This is a genomic window from uncultured Algibacter sp. (genome assembly GCF_947487605.1).
Lineage (GTDB): Bacteria > Bacteroidota > Bacteroidia > Flavobacteriales > Flavobacteriaceae > Algibacter_D.
In genome coordinates, this window is record NZ_CANKXK010000009.1 from 135565 (window position 1) to 159436 (window position 23872).

Here is a 23872-nt window from a genome sequence, read left to right on the forward strand (position 1 = left end):
GCTTAAACTAATAAACTCTAGTTATGAGCATATCAAAAATCTTAGTAGGTTTTATCATACTTTTATGTATGTTTTTTGCGGTATTTGAATTTAGCGATATGTCCTGGTTGGCTGTATTTTCTAGAGGTCTTATAGTGCCTTCAATCACGGCACTCTTTATTATTAACTACAAACCAAAAAGTTGTTGTTTTGTCTTGTTTTTAGTTCTTTTTTCAGTAGCAGAATTGTTATCTATATCAGATATATTGCCATTTATTGCTAAAAACATACCTTATTCTTTTTTATATTATGCATGTAATGGTTTATATGCTATGGCATATTCTGTTTTATTTTATACCATCATTAAATCATTAAATTTCAAAATAGTTGTAAGAAACTTTTTTGTGCATCTATTAGTTTTAGGGTTTTTAAACGGGTACTTGTTGTATGTGCTTTTCAAAATTATGAGTCCTTATTTAGCAGTTGTAGGAGAAATTGTTATCGAATCTACATATACTATTGCAATTCTTCTTGTGCTTTCTGCTTCTCTTATTAATTTTCTTTATAAAGATTCGCAGAAGTCATTATTAATGTTCTTAGGATCTCTTTGTGTTGTTTTTTCAGAAGTAATTCAAATAGCTTATTTGTACATTTCGTCTAAAATTCTCTTGGATATATTCTATACGATGCTTATGGTAATTGCCTTCTATTTATTTTATAAACAGGCTACAATAAGTGAAGAAGATACGACGGTTTTATCAGGTAATGAGGTTTTTAAATAACTATAATTTTAAGAAAGGAATGTCTTTTTTAAACTGATAAAGAATAATTGCAGCTAAAATAAAAGTAAAAACTGCTGTTGAAAATAATAATCCACCATCTCCATTTATTTCTATTCCAAGCATGGTTAAATGCATCATGATGGCGCCGCCAATAATGCCTAACGTTAATAATGCTCCTGTCCAAACGGTTTTTGGTATTAGTAATAAGATACCCGCTATAAGTTCTAGTATACCTATAGCAATCCTTCCAAAAGGCTCGAGTCCAACTTTTTCAAAAATATAGACACTGTCCGGATGCGCAGTAAATTTGAATCGCAGCGTTTGAATTAAAATAAGAGCAACTAGTATTCTAAGTGCAAGAAGTATGTTTTTTTTCATGGTAAGTTAATTTATAATGCCTTAGACGAAGAAAATCTTAGTACTTATCAATAAGAGTAAAAAAAATTATACAATAATAGAAGTTCCGTTTACAGATTTGTTTTTCTCAGAATCAAAATAAAAATCAATTTTTCCTAAATTTAAGCCATAACACCCAACTTGATTTACTAACATATTCTTATCGTCTGCATTTTTCACAATTGTTGGTTTCGGTAAAAAAGTATGGGTGTGACCACCTATTATTAAATCTATATTCTTAGTAAGTGATGCGAGCTTTAAATCACTTATTTTATTTGGATTATTTCTATAATGGTAGCCTAGGTGCGATAAACAAATTATTAAATCGCATTGCTCATCAACTTTTAATGTTCTAGTCATTTCTTGAGAAATTTCAACAGGATCTAAATATTTTGTTTCCTTAGACAAAGAGGGATCAACAAGTCCTTTCAACTCAATTCCTAAACCAAAAACTCCAATTTTAATACCATCCTTTAAAAATATTTTATAAGGTTTGGTATGCGAATCCATTATGGTGTTTGAGAAATCGTAGTTTGCCGAAACGAATTCAAAATCTGCGTAAGGTAATTGCGCATAAAGCCCTTCTATTCCATTGTCAAAATCATGATTTCCAATGGTAGCCAAGTCGTATTTTAGTTTACTCATGATTTTAAATTCTAACTCACCGCCATAGTAATTAAAATATGGTGTGCCTTGAAAAATATCACCTGCATCCAGTAATAATGTGTGTGCATTTTCTTTTCTTATGGATTCAATAAGACTTGCTCTTCTTGCAACGCCTCCTTTATTGGCATTTCTTCCATCTTCTGAGCCAAAAGCATCTATATGACTATGTACATCGTTTGTATGTAGAATAGTTATTTTCTTTTTAGATTTAAAATTTGTGAAAGACTGTAGACCAATAGCTCCTATAGCTATGGCTGCAGTTCCAGAAGCGGCTTGTTGTATAAAATCTCTACGTCTCATTTGTAAAAATTATTTGATTTGGATAAATCTATCATCAATAACTGGGTTAATCGTATCAACCTTTTTTAAATGGTCTATCAAAGCGTTTCGTATTTTGTAGTTAAGAATATATAAGCTATCATTAGGTTTAAAGAACGTCATACTGTCTCCGCCATTATATAAAAAATCATTTGTGCAAACATAATATGTGGTATTTGGGTCTATACTTTTTCCTTTGATGCTAACTTCAATAGCTTCAAAGTCCTTATCAAGTATAAGCTTTAACTTTGATATAGGGTGCGCTCGTTTTGCTGTTTTTAAATAGTTAATTAAACTATTAATTTGTGTACTTTTTAGAGCAACAACTACAATGCTATTTTCAAAAGGCATTATTTCATAAGCTGTTCTTGTTTTGAGATTACCTTTAGAAATAATAGAACGGATTCCACCATGATTTAATAAAACAAAATCAATATCATGTCCTGTTCTTTTTTTAAATATTGGGTTAGCTTCTTCATAAACCACATCTGCCATAAAATTACCAATAGCTGTATTTAAATGCCCATCTGTTTTAGAATAGGTTTCGGGCGCATATGCTAGAACACTATCTAAATCTTTTTCAATATGACTCCTAAATGGTGCTATAAATGCTTCAATTTCAGGGTCTGTTTCTAAGCTGTCTGAAATTTCAATTTTTTTACCTTCAATTTTAACAAGATGAAATTTTTCATTTTTGCAGTTTAAAAAAAACAAAAAATATAACAAAAAAAAGAAATGTGTAATCCTCATATATTATACGAATATTTTGAAAGTACTTTTGTTACCTTTGCGGAAAGTATAAATATAAATGATTTTAAAGGGTTTTAAAGAAAAATCTAATAAAAAGTATTTAAACAAAATACTATCTAAACGTCATGTTTATGTAGATGATAGTAAAATAAAAAGTTTAGGGGTTATTTTAAATATTGATGAGGTTGATGACTTCGAACGTTTCCGAAACTTAGCCACTTATATTAGAGTACGCCCTAACAGATTAAAAGTAATTGCTTTTTCCCCTACAAAAAGTGAAAAACCTAATTTTTGGGAGGTGTGTTTTAACCCAAAAGACATAGGTTGGAAAGGGGCAATTAAAAATATTGAATTACAATCGTTTCTTGATACATCTTATGATGCTCTTATAAGTTATTACACAAGCGACGATTTGGAGTTAAAATTATTAACTGGATTGTCTAAAGCAAAATTTAAAGTTGGGATTTTGCAAACAGACCCCAGACTAAATGATTTAATTATAAAAACCAATTTGAACGAATTTAACGTATTTAAAAAAGAACTTTTTAAGTACTTAACTATATTAAATAAAATTTGAAATGAATAGTAAGTTCCTTGGAACCGGAGTTGCGTTAGTTACACCTTTTAAAGCAGATTTAAGTATCGACCATGATGCCTTAATCAATATCGTTAATTTTAATATTGAAAATGGGACCGATTATCTAGTTATATGTGGTACAACAGGTGAAAGTGTAACGCTTACTAAAGATGAAAAGAAAGCTGTAATTAAAACAATTGTTGAAGCAAATAATGGGCGTGTGCCAAATGTTTTAGGTATTGGAGGTAACAATACAGCAAGTATTATTGAAGAAATTAAAACAACCAATTTTAGTAATATAGATGCTATTTTATCTGTGTCACCATATTATAGTAAGCCCACACAAGAAGGTATTTATCAGCATTTTAAAGCAATTTCTGAAGCATCACCTATTGATGTGATTTTGTATAATGTTCCAGGTAGGACTTCAAAAAACATGGAACCAGATACAACGTTAAGATTGGCAAGAGATTTTAACAACGTAATTGCAGTAAAAGAAGCTGGTAATAATGTGTCTCAATACTTACAATTAATTAAGAACAAACCAGAAGATTTTCTTGTTATTTCTGGTGATGACGATTTGGCATTAAGTGTTGTTTTAGCTGGTGGTGCAGGCGTTATTTCTGTTATTGGGCAGGCTTTTCCAAAGGAGTTTTCGCAAATGATTCGTTTAGGTTTAAAAGGCGATTCTAAATCGTCTTTCAATATGCATTTTAAGTTAATGGATGTGGTAGATTATATTTTCGAAGAGAATAATCCAGCTGGTATTAAGGCAGTATTTGAGGCGCTTAATTTATGTCAAGACACTGTTCGATTACCACTTGTTCCAGCATCAAAACAATTAAAAGAGAAGATTAAGCGTTTTGTAAGTGAATTTAACTAATGTTAAATATAACTTAAACCTTGTATTTACTGTATTCCAACAATTATTTTAGTAGCAAAATTATATTTTTAAAATCCATAATAATAACTTAATTTTGCATCCTGTTTTAAATCTATGAAGAAATCTCTGTACATATTATTGGCATTCATTGTGTTAAGTTCATGTAGTGAATATCAAAAAGTATTAAAAGCTGAAGAAATTGCGCCTAAGTTTAAAATGGGGGAAGATCTTTATAACGAAGGTAAATATGCTAAAGCTAATAGGTTATTTGCTCAAATAGTACCTAACTATAGAGGGAAGCCACAAGCTGAAAAACTTATGTATTTGTATTCTAATTCATTTTATAAAATGAATGATTATTATGTCGCAGGTTATCAGTTTGAGCGTTTCGCAACAAGTTATCCTAAAAGTGAAAAGGTAGAAGAAGCTTCTTTTTTAAGCGCTAAGAGTTATTATATGTTATCGCCTGCTTATACTAAAGATCAGAAGGAAACAAAAGAAGCTATTGAAAAACTTCAAAACTTTATCAACCTATTTCCCGATTCTGAATATTTAAAAGAAGCCAGTGATTTAGTTCAAGAATTAGATTTCAAATTAGAAAAAAAAGCATACAGTATTGCTAAACAGTATAATCGCATATCAGATTACCCGGCATCAATAAAATCTTTTGATAACTTTATATTTGAATTCCCAGGATCTTCATTGCGAGAAGATGCCTTATTTTATAAGCTAGATTCTTCGTTTAAACTTGCTGTTAATAGTGTAGAAAGTAAAAAGGAAGAACGATTAAAAGAGGCAAAAATTACTTGCAATACATTTATAAAGACCTATAAAAATTCCGAGCATATTGAAGATGTAAATAATATGGCGGTTGAAATAGATAACGAATTAAAAAATTATAGCAATAAAAGCTAATACACATGAAGATAGATTTAAAAAAAACCACGGCTCCTGTTAATACAGTAACTTACGACAGAAACCAAGTTGATGAATTAACGGATAATATCTATGAGTCAATTTCAATTATCTCTAGACGTGCAGAGCAAATTAACACAGAGATAAAAAAAGAGCTAATTGATAAGTTAGAAGAATTCGCTACTTATAATGATAGCCTTGAAGAAATTTTTGAAAACAAAGAACAGATTGAAGTTTCTAAGTTTTATGAAAAATTACCAAAACCTCATGCTTTAGCGGTACAGGAATGGTTAACAGATAAAATTTATTTTAGAAATACTGAGGAAGATTCTCAGGAATAATATTTATGAGTTTATTAAGCGGCAAAAATATACTATTAGGCATAAGTGCTGGTATAGCCGCTTATAAAACCGCTTCATTAGTTAGGCTGTTTGTAAAATCTGGTGCCAATGTAAAAGTTGTGATGACACCATCTTCAAAAGATTTTATTACGCCGTTAACACTATCAACACTTTCTAAAAACCCAGTTTATTCATCTTTTACAAATGAAGATGACGACAATGCTATTTGGAATAATCATGTCGATTTAGGCCTGTGGGCAGATTTATTTTTGATTGCGCCAGCCACAGCAAATACCTTGTCTAAAATGGCAAATGGTGTGTGCGATAATTTACTTTTAGCAACCTATTTATCTGCTAAGTGCCCCGTATATTTTGCACCAGCTATGGATCTAGATATGTACAAGCATGAAAGTACACTAAGATCTTTTAAGATCTTAAAAAGTTACGGCAACATCATGATTCCAGCTACAAAAGGGGAGCTAGCAAGTGGATTAGTTGGTGAAGGAAGAATGGCAGAACCTGAAGATATTGTCAGTTTCATTGAAGACAATATGTTGCAAAAACTACCACTTCGTGGAAAGAAAGTGCTTATAACTGCAGGTCCAACTTACGAAGCTATTGACCCTGTTCGATTTATAGGGAATCATTCTAGCGGTAAAATGGGTTTCGAAATTGCTAAAGCATCTGCAAACTTAGGAGCAGAAGTTATTTTAATTACAGGGCCAACACATCAACAGGTATCACATAAGTTAATTAATACAATACCCGTAGTTGGTGCTCAAGAAATGTATAATGCTGTACATCAATATTTTAATGATGTTGATATAGCTATACTTTCGGCTGCTGTTGCAGATTTTAAACCAAAAGAAGTAGCTACTCAGAAAATAAAAAAGAAAGATACAACGTTAACATTAGAGCTAGAAAAAACGAAAGATATTTTAGCTTCGCTAGGTCAAATTAAAACACAGCAGTATTTAGTCGGGTTTGCTTTAGAAACTAATAACGAACTTGAAAATGCAAAAGGTAAACTAAAAAAGAAGAATTTAAATTTAATTGTTTTAAATTCGTTAAACGACAAAGGAGCTGGTTTTAAAACAAACACAAACAAAGTTACTTTTATTGATAATAAAGATATTGTAACCGAGTTTGAGTTAAAAACAAAGACCGAAGTTGCTCAAGATTTATTAAGTTACATCTTAAAACATATACATGCGTAACATTTTTTATATTCTCTTACTGTGTTTTAGTATTGCTAGTTTTTCTCAAGAATTAAATTGCAACGTGGTTGTAAATGCGCAACAAACAGGAAACGAAAATCTTACTATTTTTAAGAATTTAGAGAAGCAGTTAACAGAGTTTGTTAATAATACTAAATGGACAAATAGAACGTTTGAGCCACAAGAATTAATAGACTGTAGTATGGTAATTACTATAACAGACTATAGTGGTGAAGCTTTTCAAGGCTCTATTCAAGTACAATCATCAAGACCCGTTTATGGATCTTCATTTAATACACCAATTTATAATTTTAATGATAGAGATTTCTCATTTCGATATTTAGAATTTCAAAATTTAATATATAATCCAACGCAATTTTCATCTAATTTAATTTCGGTTTTGGCATTTCATGTTAATATGGTTTTGGCATTAGATGGTGATTCTTTTTCAAAAAATGGTGGAGATATATATTACAAACAAGCACAGACTATTGTTAATTATTCTCAACAAGAAAATTTTAAAGGGTGGAAGTTAGAAGATGGTTTACAAAGTAGATTTGCCTTAATAGATAATGTTCTGTCACCAACGTTTGCCGCTTACCGAGATGTCATGTATAGTTACCATAGAGAAGGTCTAGACGTTATGAGTGAAAATGCAAAAAAAGGTAAAGAGGAAATTGCTAGCTCTTTAAAGAAGTTTGAAGCAATGAATAGTCGACGACCAAACTCATTTTTGCTGCGTACGTTTTTTGATTCTAAGGCAGAAGAAATTGAACAAATATTTACAGATGGACCTAATGTAAATATAGCTAGTGTTAAAGAAACATTGCAAAAAGTGGCGCCAACACATTCAAGTAAATGGCGAAACATTAAGTTCTAAGAATACCTCCTTTTAAATCTCGTTTTAGTATATTTATTTTTCTAATATAGAACTATAGTGCTTACATCATTATCTATAAAAAACTACGCCTTAATTGATTCACTTCAAGTAGATTTCAACAATGGTTTTTCTATTATAACTGGAGAAACTGGAGCTGGGAAATCGATACTCTTAGGTGGTCTATCATTAATATTAGGAAAACGGGCGGATTTAAGTAGCCTAAAAGACGATACAAAGAAGTGTATTATCGAGGCTGTTTTTAATATTACAGATTATAAGCTTCAGTCGCTTTTTGAAACTGAAGATTTAGATTATGAAACTCATACTATTATTAGAAGAGAGATTTTACCATCAGGAAAATCTAGAGCGTTTGTTAACGACTCACCAGTTAACTTAAATAGTTTGCAAATTTTAGGCGAACGATTAATCGATATTCATTCTCAACATCAAACTTTACAAATTGTTAGTAACGATTTTCAATTTCAAGTTATTGATGCGTTGGCTAATAATGAAGAACAATTAGAGCATTATTCAGAAGAATTAAAGCACTATAAAATCCTTCAAAAGGAATTGAAGGAACTTGTGAATTTTCAATCTGAAGCCATAAAAGAACAGGATTACAATACGTTTTTATTAAATGAACTTACAGAAGCTAATTTAATTGAAGGTGAACTAGAACTACTTGAACAAGAGTATGAAACATTAAATAATGTTGAAGACATTAAAGAAAGTCTTTCGGAGTCTTATCAACTATTTAGTGACGAGCAAATAGGTGTTATTACAACCTTAACAACTTTAAAAAATAATTTTCAGAAACTAAGTATTATATCTTCTAAATACGAAGATTTACATAATAGAATAAATAGCAGTTTAATTGATTTGGACGATATTTTTAGCGAAATATATTTGTTACAAGATAGCTTAGAAGCCGATCCAAATAGATTAGAGGAAGTTAATTCTAAATTGCAAATTCTAAATAATTTATTACATAAGCATGCATGTCGTGAAGTTTCAGAATTAATTATTATTCGAGATGCATTAGTCGAAAAAGTTTCTGTAGCTCAAAATTTAGACGAAACTATCCATAAAAATGAGTTAGCTATTTCAGAAAAGGAACTAATACTAAATAAGCTTTCACAAGAAATTCATAAAAAACGATCTAAAGCCATTCCTAAGTTGAAAGGACAATTGGAAGTTATTATAGCAGACTTGGGTATGCCTAATGCTCAATTTAAAATTGATGTTTCGCTTGGAGAAACTTATTTTTCTAATGGTAAGGATGTATTATCTTTTTTATTTTCAGCAAATAAAGGAGGAAATTTTAATGAATTAAAGAAAGCTGCATCTGGAGGTGAATTGTCAAGAATTATGTTGGCAATTAAATCTATTTTATCAAATTATATGCAGTTACCTACTATTATGTTCGACGAGATAGATACGGGTGTTTCTGGTGAAATATCGAATAAAATGGCAGATATCATGTTGCATATGAGCAAAAGCATGCAAGTTTTTTCAATTACACATTTACCGCAGATAGCTGCAAAAGGACATTCGCACTTTAGAGTTTATAAAGAAGATATCGAAGGTTTTACAACTACAAAACTTGTAAAATTAGATTATGATGAACGAATTGTAGAAATTGCGCAAATGTTAGGAGGAACAAATATATCATCATCAGCTATTGCCCACGCTAAAGAGTTGCTGAATTAATTACTATCTTTGAGCGCTAATTAAACTAATAACTAATCAATATATAAATTACTAGGTATGTATAATTTATTAAAAGGGAAAAAGGGAATTATTTTTGGAGCATTGGACTCTAATTCAATTGCTTGGAAAACGGCTGAACGTGTGCATGAAGAAGGCGGTCAGTTCGTCTTAACAAATGCGCCTGTTGCAATGAGAATGGGACAAATTAATGAGTTAGCAGAGAAAACAGGTTCTCAAATTATTCCAGCTGATGCAACTTCAGAAGAAGATTTAAAGAACCTAGTAGAGCAATCTATGGAAATTCTTGGCGGTAAAATCGATTTCGTTTTGCACTCCATAGGCATGTCTATTAATGTTAGAAAAGGAAAACATTATACAGATCAAAATTATGCATGGACACAAAAAGGAACAGATGTTTCTGCAATGTCTTTTCATAAAGTAATGCAAACGCTTTACAAAGCAGATGCAATGAATGAGTGGGGAAGTATTGTTGCTTTGACTTATATGGCTGCACAACGTGTATTTCCAGATTATAATGATATGGCCGATAACAAAGCGTATTTAGAAAGTATCGCCCGTAGTTTTGGTTATTTCTTTGGAAGAGATAAAAATGTACGTGTAAATACAATTTCTCAATCTCCAACACCAACTACCGCTGGTAGCGGTGTAAAAGGATTTGATGGCTTTATTGCTTATGCAGATAAAATGTCACCACTTGGTAATGCTACAGCTCTTGATTGCGCTAATTATACCGTGTCACTTTTTAGTGATTTAACTAAGCGAGTAACCTTACAAAACTTGTTTCATGACGGCGGGTTTAGTAATATGGGAGTAAGCGATGCAGTAATGAGTACCTTTGTTGGAGAAGAATAAAATTATATTAATATTGCAAAAGAGCCACCCTTAAAACGGTGGCTTTTTTGTTACATTTGTGTTATGGAGCTAGAGTTTTCTTTTATTATTCCTGTTTATAATCGTCCCGAAGAAATAAAGGAGTTATTACAAAGTTTTTGTGCCTTAAAAACAACTACACCCTTTGAAATTGTTATTGTAGAAGATGGTTCAAATATCAGCTCTAAAGAGGTAGTAGAATATTTTAATAATGGCCTCAATATTTCTTATTATTTCAAAGAAAATTCTGGACCTGGAGACTCTAGGAATTTTGGAATGAAAAAAGCTAAAGGAAACTATTTTATTATTTTAGATTCCGATTGCATTTTGCCCGAGAACTACCTATCTGAAATAGAGAAAAGTTTAAATAACACATACGTAGATTGTTTCGGTGGCCCAGATGCAGCTCACGAGTCCTTTTCCAATTTGCAGAAGGCTATTAATTTTTCTATGACATCTGTTATAACTACAGGAGGTATTAGGGGGAATAAAAATAGTGTAGATAGGTTTCAACCAAGAAGCTTTAATATGGGGCTTTCAAAAGAAGCTTTTAATGCATCAAATGGATTTGGGCGTATTCATCCAGGTGAAGATCCAGATTTATCAATTAGACTATGGCATTTAGGTTATAAAACGAAGTTAATTCCAACAGCTTTTGTATACCATAAACGAAGAATATCATGGCGTAAATTCTATAAGCAGGTCAATAAATTTGGTTTGGTTAGACCAATATTAAACGCGTGGCATCCAAAAACTATAAAGCTAACTTATTGGTTTCCAACAGTTTTTGTTTTAGGGTTATTATTGGCTGTTTTATTATGGATTTTTAATTTTAAATGGCTATTAATGGTTTATATATTGTATTTTTTAGTAGTCTTTTTATTGGCTTTAGTATCAACAAAGAATCTAATTGTTGCAATTTTAGCGTTAGTTGCAATTGTTGTTCAGTTTTTCGGGTATGGTTATGGGTTTTTAAAATCAACATTGGCAATAAATATTTTTAAGAAAAAGGCTGAAAGCTATTTTCCTCACTTGTTTTTTAATAAAGTATGATAAAAAATATTAGAAGTCAAATACTAGTTTTAGTTAAAAGTAGAAAAATAAATATTTTCCTGCTGTTTTTATTGATGTCTTTTTTGATTTTGATATTTACCAAATTATCAAAAAATTATACAAATACATTAGCATTTAAAATTGAAAAAATTAATGTACCAGAGGAAAATGTCATCTTAAAAAATTCAGATTCCGTAGTAAATGTAACATTAAAAACGCATGGGTTCAAATGGTTGAATTATTATTTAAACAAACCAAAAATTACGATAGATTTCTCTAAAGACGTGGAGGTTTCAAACTCTGTTTTTACCTGTGATAAGCCTGTAATTACATTTATTACAAATAGAAGTATATCGAATCAAGTGGAATTAATAAATATCTCTCCAAGTTCTTTAAAGTTCAATTTTGATGTTAATTTAGTAAAGAAAGTTCCAGTAATTTTAAAAACAGATATTGCATTTACCCAAGGTTTTGATATTTCTGATGAATTTAAGTTAGAGCCCGATTCCATAAAAGTTATTGGCCCACATTCGCTTGCATCGCAGTTTAAATATATAGAAACAGAACTTGTAAGCTTAAATGATGTAAAGTCGGATATACAAAGTGTAGTTAAATTGATATTACCAGATGAAGGGATTAAGCTTTCAAACGAAACTGTAGCTTTAAATGCTGTTGTAGAAAAGTTTACCGAAGGGGTTGTTAAAGTTCCAATAACTATATTAAATATCCCTGAAGGATTATTACTTAAATATTTCCCCAAAGAAGTAAATGTGACTTTTTATACCAGTTTAAGTAATTTTAATAAGGTAAAAGCAAAAGATTTTAAGGTAGTTTGTGATTATAGTAAACTAGCAGAGAAACAATCGTTTCTATTACCAGAAATTAGAAACAAATCTGAGTTTGCTAAGACCGTAAAACTAAATCAGCAACATATTGAGTTTATTATATTAGAATGACTATTGTAGGACTTACAGGAGGAATAGGAAGTGGTAAAACCACAGTGGCTAAGGTTTTTAAATCTTTAGGTATTCCAGTATATATTGCAGATAGAGAAGCCAAAAAATTGATGCGCAAATCTAAAGTTATTAAACGTAAATTATTGCAATTGTTTGGTAAAAAAGCGTATGTTGACGGACAGTTAAATAAACCTTTTATTGCAGAAATAATTTTTAATGATAAAGCTTATTTAGAAAAGATGAATGCTATAATTCATCCGAAAGTCGCTAAACATTTTGATAGATGGCTACTCAAACAAGATGCACCTTATGTTATAAAAGAAGTTGCAATACTATTTGAAAATAATGGCTACAAAGCTTGCGATTTTGTTATTACCGTTACGGCTTCAGAGCCTATAAAAATTGAGCGTTTACTTAAACGAGAAGCTACAACTATAGAAAAAATTGAAGCCATCATGCAGAATCAATGGAGTGATGCCGAAAAGGTTAAATTATCCGATTATGTTATAGAAAACATAGATATGGAAGACACTATTTCTCAAGTAGAAAACCTCCACTACATACTACTTGACAGATTAAGTTAGTCTTAATTTTAACATTTTTGTTAATGTAAGGTTAAATGATAAGTCCCCTAAATGTTAAAATGTTAATTTTGAATGATGAGTAAGAGAATTTTCATCCTATTGGTTCTTTTAATGAGTTTGTCACTTATAGGAATCATATTCGTACAGGCTTATTATATTAAGGACGCTGTAAATAATGAGAAGGAGCGCTTTACGTTTAATGTCAAGAAGTCATTAACGTACGTTTCTAATCAGATTGAAAAGGACGAATTAGCTACTTATTTTCAAAAGTATCAAAGCTTAGTTAATGAAAAAAAGGAGGCAGATTCAGTTTCTGTATCGCAGTTATTTATTTATCAGCAGAATAAGGACACAAAGCAAACACTTATATATAAAAGTGGTGTTTTAGAAGAAAACTATAAGTTGTCTTCATCGCTCTTTGACATTGGTTTAGATAGTATTAATATTAAAAACATTATAGCAAGTTCAAACACTGAAATTTATAACAATGTTGAGTTTTCAGAAAAAGATTTAGATCAAGCCCCAATATTAAATATTATTAATAATGGGAGTTTGAATGAAGCCCAAAAGTTAAGTTTCGAAAGAGATTTTAAAGCTATTTCTAAAAGAACGCCAGTACATAAAAGGGTTTCTCAAGAGGAAGTAGATTTTTTACTTTCTAAAAAGTTAAAAGAGAACGATATTGATATAGATTTTGAGTTTGCTATTTACGGCAACGATTTAGCTACCAAAATTCACAGTGATGATTTTGAGTATAGCAAAGCTTCAACATTTAGTGTGCCTATGTTTTATGATGAAAATAATGTGAGTAATTATAAATTACTCGTCAATTTTCCAGAAGATAGCAAGTTCATTTTGTCTTCAATTTTAGGCATGATTTTGTTGTCTGTTATTTTCACCTCAATTATTATAATAGCCTATTCAAGTGCATTATTTCAGTTAATTAAACAACGTAAAATATCACAGATTAAAACAGATTTCATCAATAATATGACACATGAGTTTAAAACTCCTATTGCTACAATTAATCTAGCATTAGATGCTATAAAAAATCCTAAGGTTATTGATAATAAAGAGAAGGTAATTCGTTATCTTAATATGATAAAAGATGAAAATAAGCGAATGCATGCGCAGGTTGAAAATGTATTAAGAATATCTAAACTCGATAAAAATGAACTAAATATTAGTAAGGATAGAGTTAAGTTACACGACTTAATTCTTGATGCTATAACACATGTTGAGCTTATTGTAGAGGATAAGCAAGGTTATATCAAAACGTATTTGAATGCTGGTAAATCGTCTGTTTTGGCAAACGAAACACATTTTACCAATGTAATAGTTAATATTTTAGATAATGCCATAAAATATTCGCCCGATGCTCCAAAAATAGAAGTGTCAACAGAAAATGTAGGAACAAATATTATATTAAAAATAAAAGATCATGGTAGTGGTATGAGTAAAACTGCTGCTAAACGTGCGTTTGAAAAATTTTATAGAGAACACACAGGAAACATACATAATGTAAAAGGTCATGGTTTAGGCTTAGCTTATGTTAAACGGATAGTAGAAGACCACCAAGGTTATGTATCTGTAGAAAGTGAAAAAGAAAAAGGAAGTACTTTTACCATAAAGCTTCCAATAATAACTTAGAATATGGAAGAAATAAACAAGAAAATTTTGTTAGTGGAGGATGATCCTAATTTTGGAACCGTTCTTAAAGATTATTTAATGATGAATGATTACGATGTAGTTCATGCTAAAAACGGTATGGAAGGCTTCGAGAAATTTAAGAAAGACGATTTCGATTTATGTATTCTTGATGTTATGATGCCGTATAAAGATGGTTTTACATTAGCTAAAGAAATACGTGAAAAAAACACCGATGTGCCTATTGTTTTCTTAACTGCTAAAGCAATGAAAGAAGATGTGCTAAAAGGTTACAAAGTAGGTGCAGACGATTACTTAAATAAACCTTTTGATAGTGAAGTATTGCTAATGAAAATTAAAGCAATCATACAAAGAAAGGCAACCGAAACTATATCTGACAGCAAACAATTTGAGTTTAAAATTGGAGGTTTCGATTTAAACTCTAAATTACGCTTCTTGCGCTATAATGGTGGCGATCCTATTAAGTTGTCTCCTAAAGAAAATGAATTGTTACGTTTATTAGCATTACATGAAAACGATTTAATGCCACGAGAATTGGCCTTAACAAAAATTTGGAGAGACGATAATTACTTTACTTCTAGAAGTATGGATGTATATATTGCTAAACTTAGAAAGTATTTAAAATTAGATGAAAAAGTGGAAATACTTAACATCCATGGTGAAGGATTTAGATTGGTTGTTAATTAGAATATTTTATTAAAACGTATAAAAAAAAACCAGCCTTTGCTGGTTTTTTTGTTTTGGGCGATACCCCGAAAAGAGTAGAGGTTTTATTAATGTATTTCTATTTTTAATTTAAAGAATTCCTTTTCAGTTTGCTGCGAGGTTGTTCCTTTAATAAAATTTCTTCGGGTTGTTTTCGAATGGTTTTTCATTACAATTTATTTTACTCAATAACCCCAGCGCAACTTACACGAGCACCAGCTGCACCAGATGGTTGAGATGTTAAATCGTCTTCGCCTGCATGAACAATAACGGCTTTACCAATAATATTTTTAGTTTCATCATCGCAACCAATACACCATTGGTCTGTTGTAAATTCAATTTTTCCATTCCCAGATTCATCTGCTGTAAAGTTGCCAATATCACCTTTGTGGTAGCCATCTGTAGCTCCCCATTTACCGTGTGGTTCGTTAGTTGGATTCCAGTGCCCTCCAGTAGATTTTCCGTCTGCAGAAGAACAATCTGCGGTTTGATGTAAATGAATAGCATGAACACCAGGTGTTAAACCACTCATAACAGCGCTCATTTCAATACTGCCATTAACTTCTTTAAATATAACTTCTCCAGATACATTACTGTCACTTTTAGCACTTAAAGTTGCCGTGATGCTTTTAGGGGTTATAACTTTTACTTCCTCTACTACGGGTTCACTTTCTATAGGTTTCTCAACCTTTTTTTCATTTTTACATGAACATATACTTAATGCGAAGACAATTAATAAGAAGTTAATTTTTTTCATTTTTTTTCATTTTTAATTCATGGAAAGTTAGTGGATAATTCAATGAATTGCAAATATTCAACATGACATATATCATATTTTTTGGTAAATCCATATTGTAGTTTTGATGTATTAATTGTTAGGTATGTCAAGTTCATTAGTAAATAAATACAATGTAGCGGGTCCTCGCTATACCAGTTATCCAACTGTTCCTTATTGGGATGGTGATACGTTTTCATTAAAAAAATGGAAGACGTCATTAATGCAGTCTTTTAATGAAAGCAATTTGGATGAAGGTATAAGTATATACATTCATTTACCGTTTTGCGAAAGTATGTGTACGTTTTGTGGGTGTAACAAACGTATAACAAAGCAACATAGTGTTGAGTCTCCATACATAAATGCCGTATTAAAAGAGTGGCATTTATATTTAGAAATTTTAGGAAGTAAACCCGTAATTAAAGAAATACACTTAGGTGGAGGGACACCAACATTTTTTAGCCCAGAAAACTTAGAACGACTAGTAAATGGCATTTTAAAGCATGCTATTCTTGCTGAAAATTATGAGTTTAGCCTCGAGGGGCATCCAAATAATACTACTAGAGAACATCTTCAGGCTTTGTTTAATGTTGGATTTAGGCGCGTAAGCTATGGTGTGCAAGATTATAATGAAACGGTTCAAAAAGCTATTAGAAGAATTCAACCGTTTGATAATGTTAAGAGAGCTACAGAGTTGGCTAGAGAAATTGGATATACATCTATAGGACACGATATTATATTTGGATTGCCATTCCAAACTTTAGAACATGTAAAAGAAACTATTGTTAAGACCAAAGCTTTGCGTCCAGATAGATTGGCCTTTTACAGCTATGCACATGTGCCATGGATAAAAGGAAATGGACAAAGAGGATTTAATGATTTAGATTTACCTAATGCTAAAGAAAAAAGACAGCAGTATGAATTTGGAAAAGAATTATTAACAGAAATTGGCTATTCTGAAATAGGTATGGATCATTTTGCGTTACCAACAGATAGTTTATACCAATCGATGATTGAAAGTAAACTACACAGAAATTTTATGGGCTATACAGCTTCTAAAACAAAAGCGATGATTGGCTTGGGGGTGTCGTCTATTAGTGATAGTTGGTACGGATTCTCACAAAATGTTAAAGGAATTGAAGAGTATTATCATTTAATTAAAGAAAATATTCTGCCTGTTTTTAGAGGTCATATTTTAAATAATGAAGATTTAATTATTCGAAAACATATACTAAACTTGATGTGTCAATTTAAAACATCTTGGAAAGACGAAAGTTTATGTTTTAAAGAATTACCAGACGTACTCATTATGCTGAAAGAAATGGAAGCTGATGAATTAATTAACATAGGAACTAATTATGTTGAGGTGACTAAAAAAGGCCGTCCATTTGTGCGAAATATTTGTATGGCATTCGATTTGTTGTTACAACGAAAGCAACCCGAAACAAAATTGTTTTCGATGACTGTTTAACTTAAAACACTATTACCATGAAAAAAATTATTGTACCTATAGATTTTTCAGAACATTCTGAATATGCTCTAAAAGCAGCTGCTAAATTGGCTAAAAAAAACAATGCAGAGCTTTTAGTTTTACATATGTTAGAAATGTCTGATATTATGTTAACTGCCACAGATGAATTTCAAAATCAAAAAGTCATTTACTTTTTTAAACTTGCTGAACAGCGATTTGAGAATTTTTTGAAAAAAGATTATTTAGAAGGAATTACAGTTATACCTATCGTGAAACATTTTAAGGTGTTTAGTGAAGTTAATGATGTAGCTATAAAGAACAAAGCGGACATTATTGTTATGGGATCTCATGGCTCTAGTGGAATGAAAGAATTTTTTGTTGGTTCAAATACCGAACGCGTTGTGAGACATTCAGAAATTCCAGTTTTAGTAGTAAAAAAAGAACTACCAGAAGTAGATTTTGAAGTGGTCGTTTACGCATGTGATTTTTCGGAAGATTCTATAGAATCTTACTTAAAAGCAAAAAAAATGACCGAAAGTATGAAAGCAAAGATGTATTTGGTACATGTAAATTTACCAAACGATCGATTTAAAAGCTCTCTAGAAATTGAGCAAAGTGTTGTTGAGTTTTTAAATAAAGCTGAAGATAACTTAGATAAAATGGATACTATTCACTATATTAGTGACTATACTGTCGAAGAAGGTATTTTAAACTTTTCTAACAAAGTTGGTGCAGATTTAATTGCTATACCTACACATGGACGAAAAGGGTTGGCGCATTTCTTTGAAGGAAGTATTAGTGAAGATTTAGCAAATCATGCTACTTTACCAGTAATGACTTTTAAGATTTAGCTGACTTTTATGAATTGGTAATAGCAACCATATATTCAATGCAAGAGGCTCTTTTTTAGAGCCTCTTGTTAGTTTAGTTTATCTCAAAATGAGGGATAGCCAGTGCGTTAAATAGGCTGGCTTTTGTTTTAAAGAAACTATTCTCAATATCAATAGCTTTTAGCTTCGCATCAATTAATTTTGATTCGCGGGAATTTACTAAAAACAAAGAGCTTTCGCCTAAAAAGAATTTACGTTCTTCTGCAGATAACATTCTAGTGTAATCAATCACAATAGTTTCAGTTAAGCTGTTTTGTAACACATAAGAATTTAATTCTTGATTAATGGTATCAATTTTATTTTTAAGACTCACTTTTGTGTTTTGAATATCAAACTTGGTATCCTGAAGCTTTATTTTAGCTAGTTTTAAATCACCTCGTTCCTTTCTTAAAAATAATGGAAAACTAATATTTACGCCACTTTTATAGGCCGATGTACTAAACGAACGTGCTACCTCTGGCGTTTGGGATAAAAAGTTGTATTGCAAATCTATTTGAGGCAATAAGTTGTTCAACTTTAAGCGTTTTTCAATGGTTAAACTACGTTGCTTAAAATCCAAAGATTGCATTTTAGGATGGTTTTCAATATTAAAGTTTTCAATATCTAATCCAGATGTATTTAAGGTAACATCAATAGTTTCAAATGTATTCACATCTGGAATAATACCCTCTTTAATTTCAATAGGTGTGTTATCATTTAACCATAAATAGTTTGATAATTCTAAAGACGCTTTAACAAACTTTATTCTCGATTTTTCTAAATTTAGTTTTCTATTATTTAAAGCTATACGAGCTTCTAAAGTATCAATGGCAGGTTTATCACCAACTTCATAACTTTTTTTAATACCACCAAATCGCATTTCTGCATTGGTTAAAAAATCTTCATAAACACGTTTTTCATTATAAGTTCGCAACCAATTAAAGTAGCTTACCGTTGCGTTATATAATATATCATTAACTAATAACTGTCTATCGGCCTGAGCCTGCTTAACATATAATCTAGATTGTCTTAGCATCGCCATACGCTTATTGGTAAGTAAACCACGAGCTACAGGCACGGAAACACCAGCACTATACAAACCATCTTCTGGGACAAAGGCTTGTGGGTTTAAAAAATCGCCTGTGTTTTCTTCAAAATTTCCTTTTAATTCTACGCCAAACCAAGTTGGAATTTTAAAAGAAGCATTTAATCTGTCAAAATACTCGGTGTTTTTAAATTTCTTTCTGTCGTAATCCACTTCCAATTTGGGGTCAAAAGCGCCACGGGCTTTCATGAGTTTTACTTCACTTTCATTGATAACCAAGTTTGCTTGCTTTACAATAGGATGAAACGATTTTACATAGCCTAAATACTCAGAAAGTGTTATAACCGAGGTTGAATCTTGAGCTGAAACTAAACCACTAAAGAGCAATGCTATATGTAATAAGATGACTCTCATTTTTTATCTTTTTTTAATGCTGTTTTACTGCTTTCAGGTTGGTAATAATTAGGAGGGAAACTGTTAATTTGACGCCATAATTCAAACCAAATAGGGACGTCTTCTAATAGAGCAATAGTTTTTGCTCCAGAGCCTGCACGTATGGCTTCTGGCCATTTGTGGTCTGTTTCGTCAGGGGCTAATAGTACTCTGTATTTACCATTATCGCTTATAAAACGTTCAATGGCTACCACTTTAGCACCGTAGGTTCCGTAAGATACATTGGGCCATCCGCTAAATACAATCGCTGGCCAACCATCAAACTGTACACGTACTTTTTCTCCTTTATGAAGAAGCGGCAAATCAATTGGTCTTACAAAAGTTTCAACAGCTAAATCAATTTGTGCTGGCATGATACCAACTAATTCAGAGCCTTCTTTAAACGTTACACCAATACCGCCTTTTAAAACTTTATTAATAAATCCGTTTTGGGGAGCAGTTACATAAAGCAAATCACTACGACGCTTGTAATTTGTAGAGGCATTTTCTAGTTTTGAAACCTGAACTTGGGTGTCAAAGCCACTAGATTGCGCGGTAAACATATCGCTCTGCGCTTTTGAAATCTTATCAGTAAAAGCCGCATTGGTTCTTGATAATTCTAACTGAGCATTAATTACTTCATTTTGGCTCTTTAAATATTTGTTTTCTTGCGAAATTAACTTAGCCTGTGTTTCTTGTAATTTTAAACGTTTTTCTTCAACATCTTTTACAGCTTTTAAACCTTCTTCTTGTAAGGTTTGAATACGGTTAAATTGTGTTTCAGCAATTTTAAGATTCGTTTTAGCAGCTTCTAAATCAATGCTATCACTTTTTACTTTTAATCGTGATTGAATTAACTTATTTTTAGTTTGTTTAAGTTTTAGCTGTTGTTCATTTTTTAAAGCAGATATCTGCCTGTTTAATGCTTCTACTTTTCCTTCGTAAGCAGTAACTGATGATGATTTAGCTTGAATTTGCTCATTAGTTCTTTCCACTAATTTATCATCAAAATAATCGCTTTTTACTTCAGAGATTCTTAAAATAGTATCGCCTTTTTTTACTTCGTCTCCTTCTTGTACATACCATTGTTCTATTCGTCCTGGAATTTGAGATTGAATGGTTTGTGGACGCTGATTTGGTTTTAATGTAGTAACTATACCTTGCCCAGTGATGTTTTGTGTCCAAGGTAAAAACAACACAACAAACCCAATTATGGCAGCTGCTAATAAAAACCTATTGAAGTATTTATAATACTTCACATTCATGATGTTTTTTCCAGACTTGTATTTAGTTAAGTCTATTTTTTTATTTAATTGATTATGAGATATATTGAGCATAACTTAGTTACTTTTAGATTTAATTTTACCCTTTTCTAGAGTGATAATTTCGTTGCATTTATCTGTCCAAACACTACTAAAGCTAACTACTATGAGTGCCCATGGTCTGTCTTTATGGGATAGGTAATCTACAATGGCTTTTGTTTCTGCTCTGTTAAATCTATCTAAGGCATCTTCAAGAATAAGTAGTTTAGGGTCTTTTAAAATAGCACGTGCTAAAACAAGTTTTTTAGATAGCGAGTAAGACATTTGTTTACCGTCTGGATAAAGTATTGTGTTTAAACCTTCGGGTTGTTCTTTTATAAAAGCTTTTAGGCCAACAATACCGAGGATTTCATATATTTTTTCATCTAAAATATTGGAATTCCCAAATGTTAGGTTGTCTCTAATTGACCCTTCAAAAGGCGTTTCGTCTGATAATGAAAGTCCTAATTGAGATCTGTAAAAATTTAAGTGCAGACTACTAATGGACATATCGTTAACATAAACGTATCCTTTAGTCGCTTCAATAACCCCAGCAATTAATCGGAGTAAAGTAGATTTTCCTGAGCCACTTTCTCCTGTAATTAAAATTCTACTCTCAGGATTAATTTTTAATGAGATATCTTTTAAAATATGTTTGTCTCTATTATCAACTTCATAACTAACATGCTCTAATTCTATATTGATGCCTTTGCTGAATTGAGGCGTTTCTCCTGTTTGATTTTCTAAATTTTTATCTACAATCTGGCCAATTTTTTCTAAGGAAGTTAGGGTGTCATAAAATGATTCTAAGCCAAGAATTAGTTTTTCAACTGAAGCTATAACAAGTAAAATGATGATTTCGGCAGCTACGAATTGCCCAATATTCATTTCTTGATTTAACACCAACGCGCCACCAATTAAAAGTAAACTTGCAGTAACAATAACCTTAAAGCTTATCATTTGAATGAACTGAAGCATTAATACTTTAAAGTGGTTTTCTCTTGCTTTTAAGTAGTCATTTACCAAATAGTCATTCTTATTTATACCTAAATTTGTGCTACCAGAGAGTTTAAAACTTATAACAGAACGTGCTATTTCTTGAATCCAATGTGCTACTTTATATTTGTTTTTAGACTCATATAAACTGGTTTCTAAACCTTTTTTTGCAGTAAATTTGAAGACTACAAAGATGAGTACAAGTAGTAGGAACCCAAATACAATAAAGAAAGGGTGGTAAAACGATAGAAGAATTAAGGCAAATAAAATTTGCAGAACAGCTGTTGGTACATCGATTAAAATTTTTGATAAACTCTTTTGAATAGTAAGGGTATCAAAAAAACGATTAGCTAATTCTGGGGGGTAATAACTGCGTAACTCTGCCATTTTTATTTTAGGAAAACGATAGCTTAACTCAAACGAGGAACGTGTAAAAATACGTTGCTGTATGGTTTCTATAATTCTAAGTTGCATAAGCTGTAACGCGCCAGAAAAAGCAACGCCAAGAGTAACTAATACAACAAGAACAACCCAAGAGGTTGATATTTGTGCACCTTGAATTAAATTAATAATAGCTTGGATACCTAGAGGTAATGAAAGCGCCACTATACCCGCAAAAATGGCATAGTAAAATACCTGTAAAATATCTCGTTTTTCTAATTGAAGTAGGCCAACTAAACGTTGCCAAGGGGTCATTTGTTTGTTTTCCATAGTTAAGCTTTCAAGGTGTTAAATACCAGGTTTTTAATAAAATCGGTTGGGGTAACTTGGGTGTTACAGTCGGTAATAGATTTAAAATGATCTTTTAAAAAATGTTGGTGTAGACTGCCTTCTATAATAGTGCTTGCCAAAGATGAAGCGTATTTATATTCTGGTTTAACGGCAAGTATTATATCTCTTAAACGTTGTACTACGCGCTTATAAATAATAAAATAACCTTCTTTATTTTCTTGATCTACCTCTTTGGTTAAAAAGGATTTAGAATTTTCGTTAATGATAATTCTGTTTAAAACAATTTCGTTAATGTGGGCAAACGTTCTGTCTCTTTTGGTGGTTCTGCTTACAATATCAATGGCTTGATCTAATTTTTCTTTATGTTCTGAAATACTATAGGTTTCAATAACTAATTGATACTCTATCCAAGCCCAATACCATGATGATAAATAGAGTAGTAGTTTGTGTTTACTCTCAAAGTAGCGATAAATTGAACTCTCGTTAGAGCCAATTAACACACCAAGTTTTTTAAACGTGAAGGCATCAAAACCTATATCATCAATAAGTAAGATGCTATGTTCTATAATGCGCTTGCCTAAATCTGAAGATTCTGGGTCTTTTATATAGATTTTTTCGGGGACTGAAATCCTTAAATTTGAAAGTAAATTTTTCATAATTAATTTATTTGATTGCAAATATAATAGTAATACTATTAAATAAGTGAATATAACTATTGAATATGCTAATGCTATTCATAAGAAAAATTTATGAAACATATAACTAGTTGAAAATGAGTAATTAATTGGTGCCTTTGGCTGCTAGAAAGTGCTTTTTTTGATGTATAAAATAGACTTTGGCGGATAAGTGGGTTAGGGATTGTAGCGGCATCCTTTGTGCGAAGCTTTAAATGCTGAAATTTTAATTGAAAATGAGAGGTGTTAATTAATAATGAGATCCTGAAACAAGTTTGGGACTGCTTCGCAGAAAGATATAGCGGA

The 23872-nt window shown here is 31.3% G+C and carries 24 protein-coding genes; 16 read left to right on the top strand and 8 right to left on the bottom strand.

Annotation, left to right across the window (positions count from 1 at the left end):
- Window positions 1-23 precede the first annotated feature (23 nt).
- Window positions 24-761: a hypothetical protein gene (locus Q0739_RS11555; RefSeq protein WP_298238888.1), complete on the top strand. Its 738-nt coding sequence runs from the start codon at window positions 24-26 to the stop codon at window positions 759-761.
- On the opposite strand, the gene Q0739_RS11560 is transcribed toward Q0739_RS11555, so the two are convergent.
- From Q0739_RS11560 to Q0739_RS11570, 3 genes are all read right to left on the bottom strand, one after another.
- Window positions 762-1139 carry a DoxX family membrane protein gene (locus Q0739_RS11560; RefSeq protein WP_298238889.1) on the bottom strand — a complete coding sequence of 126 codons (378 nt, stop codon included), beginning with the start codon at window positions 1137-1139 and terminating at the stop codon, window positions 762-764.
- 66 nt (window positions 1140-1205) lie between these two features.
- Window positions 1206-2123: a metallophosphatase gene (locus Q0739_RS11565; protein WP_298238890.1), complete on the bottom strand. Its 918-nt coding sequence runs from the start codon at window positions 2121-2123 to the stop codon at window positions 1206-1208.
- 9 nt (window positions 2124-2132) lie between these two features.
- A complete protein-coding gene (locus tag Q0739_RS11570) occupies window positions 2133-2855 on the bottom strand; it encodes a 5'-nucleotidase C-terminal domain-containing protein (RefSeq protein WP_366140795.1) in 723 nt (240 codons plus the stop codon).
- 94 nt (window positions 2856-2949) lie between these two features.
- Between Q0739_RS11570 and Q0739_RS11575 the strand changes: the two genes are divergently transcribed.
- The 13 genes from Q0739_RS11575 to Q0739_RS11635 all read left to right on the top strand — a co-directional run bounded on the left by Q0739_RS11575 (window position 2950) and on the right by Q0739_RS11635 (window position 15253).
- Window positions 2950-3468, top strand: coding sequence for a hypothetical protein (locus tag Q0739_RS11575; protein WP_298238892.1), 519 nt, complete (start codon window positions 2950-2952; stop codon window positions 3466-3468).
- Between the two features lies 1 nt (window position 3469).
- Entirely contained in the window at window positions 3470-4351 is an 882-nt protein-coding gene (gene dapA, locus Q0739_RS11580) for a 4-hydroxy-tetrahydrodipicolinate synthase (protein WP_298238893.1), read from the top strand.
- 114 nt (window positions 4352-4465) lie between these two features.
- Entirely contained in the window at window positions 4466-5266 is an 801-nt protein-coding gene (gene bamD, locus Q0739_RS11585; RefSeq protein WP_298238894.1) for an outer membrane protein assembly factor BamD, read from the top strand.
- A gap of 11 nt (window positions 5267-5277) precedes the next feature.
- Complete coding sequence (locus Q0739_RS11590; RefSeq protein ID WP_298238923.1) at window positions 5278-5607, top strand: DNA-directed RNA polymerase subunit omega; 330 nt, start codon at window positions 5278-5280, stop codon at window positions 5605-5607.
- Between the two features lie 5 nt (window positions 5608-5612).
- The gene (gene coaBC, locus Q0739_RS11595) at window positions 5613-6824 is read left to right on the top strand and encodes a bifunctional phosphopantothenoylcysteine decarboxylase/phosphopantothenate--cysteine ligase CoaBC (RefSeq protein WP_298238895.1); all 1212 of its coding nucleotides are present in this window, start codon (window positions 5613-5615) and stop codon (window positions 6822-6824) included.
- Window positions 6817-7704: a DUF4835 family protein gene (locus tag Q0739_RS11600; RefSeq protein WP_298238896.1), complete on the top strand. Its 888-nt coding sequence runs from the start codon at window positions 6817-6819 to the stop codon at window positions 7702-7704. The genes coaBC and Q0739_RS11600 overlap by 8 nt, the downstream gene beginning before the upstream one ends.
- Window positions 7705-7761: 57 nt before the next feature.
- A complete protein-coding gene (gene recN, locus Q0739_RS11605) occupies window positions 7762-9414 on the top strand; it encodes a DNA repair protein RecN (protein ID WP_298238897.1) in 1653 nt (550 codons plus the stop codon).
- Between the two features lie 57 nt (window positions 9415-9471).
- Window positions 9472-10287 (top strand): SDR family oxidoreductase, encoded by an 816-nt coding sequence (locus Q0739_RS11610; RefSeq protein ID WP_298238898.1) that lies wholly within the window; start codon window positions 9472-9474, stop codon window positions 10285-10287.
- A 63-nt stretch (window positions 10288-10350) separates the two neighbouring features.
- On the top strand, window positions 10351-11358 hold the full coding sequence (locus tag Q0739_RS11615; protein WP_298238899.1) for a glycosyltransferase: 1008 nt from the start codon (window positions 10351-10353) through the stop codon (window positions 11356-11358).
- Between the two features lie 89 nt (window positions 11359-11447).
- Window positions 11448-12314, top strand: a complete 867-nt coding sequence (locus Q0739_RS11620; protein WP_298238900.1) for a CdaR family protein — start codon at window positions 11448-11450, stop codon at window positions 12312-12314.
- Window positions 12311-12898 (top strand): dephospho-CoA kinase, encoded by a 588-nt coding sequence (gene coaE / locus Q0739_RS11625; RefSeq protein ID WP_298238901.1) that lies wholly within the window; start codon window positions 12311-12313, stop codon window positions 12896-12898. The genes Q0739_RS11620 and coaE overlap by 4 nt, the downstream gene beginning before the upstream one ends.
- Before the next feature lie 75 nt (window positions 12899-12973).
- Window positions 12974-14548, top strand: a complete 1575-nt coding sequence (locus Q0739_RS11630) for a HAMP domain-containing sensor histidine kinase (protein WP_298238924.1) — start codon at window positions 12974-12976, stop codon at window positions 14546-14548.
- Between the two features lie 3 nt (window positions 14549-14551).
- Window positions 14552-15253 carry a response regulator transcription factor gene (locus Q0739_RS11635; RefSeq protein WP_298238902.1) on the top strand — a complete coding sequence of 234 codons (702 nt, stop codon included), beginning with the start codon at window positions 14552-14554 and terminating at the stop codon, window positions 15251-15253.
- Window positions 15254-15452: 199 nt separating this feature from the next.
- Here the strand turns inward: Q0739_RS11635 and Q0739_RS11640 are convergent, their stop codons facing one another.
- Window positions 15453-16028, bottom strand: coding sequence for a superoxide dismutase family protein (locus Q0739_RS11640; protein ID WP_298238903.1), 576 nt, complete (start codon window positions 16026-16028; stop codon window positions 15453-15455).
- Between the two features lie 124 nt (window positions 16029-16152).
- On the opposite strand from Q0739_RS11640, the gene hemN reads away from it, so the two are divergent.
- Window positions 16153-17517, top strand: coding sequence for an oxygen-independent coproporphyrinogen III oxidase (hemN, locus tag Q0739_RS11645; RefSeq protein WP_298238904.1), 1365 nt, complete (start codon window positions 16153-16155; stop codon window positions 17515-17517).
- 17 nt (window positions 17518-17534) lie between these two features.
- Window positions 17535-18368: a universal stress protein gene (locus Q0739_RS11650; protein ID WP_298238905.1), complete on the top strand. Its 834-nt coding sequence runs from the start codon at window positions 17535-17537 to the stop codon at window positions 18366-18368.
- A 73-nt stretch (window positions 18369-18441) separates the two neighbouring features.
- Here Q0739_RS11650 and Q0739_RS11655 read toward each other — a convergent pair whose 3' ends face one another.
- Genes Q0739_RS11655 through Q0739_RS11670 form a run of 4 tightly spaced genes read right to left on the bottom strand, consistent with a single transcriptional unit; the run spans window position 18442 to window position 23548 of the window.
- On the bottom strand, window positions 18442-19845 hold the full coding sequence (locus Q0739_RS11655; RefSeq protein ID WP_298238906.1) for a TolC family protein: 1404 nt from the start codon (window positions 19843-19845) through the stop codon (window positions 18442-18444).
- Window positions 19842-21200 (bottom strand): biotin/lipoyl-binding protein, encoded by a 1359-nt coding sequence (locus Q0739_RS11660; protein ID WP_298238907.1) that lies wholly within the window; start codon window positions 21198-21200, stop codon window positions 19842-19844. Before Q0739_RS11660 ends, Q0739_RS11655 begins: the two co-directional genes overlap by 4 nt.
- A gap of 3 nt (window positions 21201-21203) precedes the next feature.
- On the bottom strand, window positions 21204-22871 hold the full coding sequence (locus Q0739_RS11665) for an ATP-binding cassette domain-containing protein (RefSeq protein WP_298238908.1): 1668 nt from the start codon (window positions 22869-22871) through the stop codon (window positions 21204-21206).
- Between the two features lie 2 nt (window positions 22872-22873).
- Window positions 22874-23548: a TetR/AcrR family transcriptional regulator gene (locus tag Q0739_RS11670; protein ID WP_298238909.1), complete on the bottom strand. Its 675-nt coding sequence runs from the start codon at window positions 23546-23548 to the stop codon at window positions 22874-22876.
- Window positions 23549-23872 lie beyond the last annotated feature (324 nt).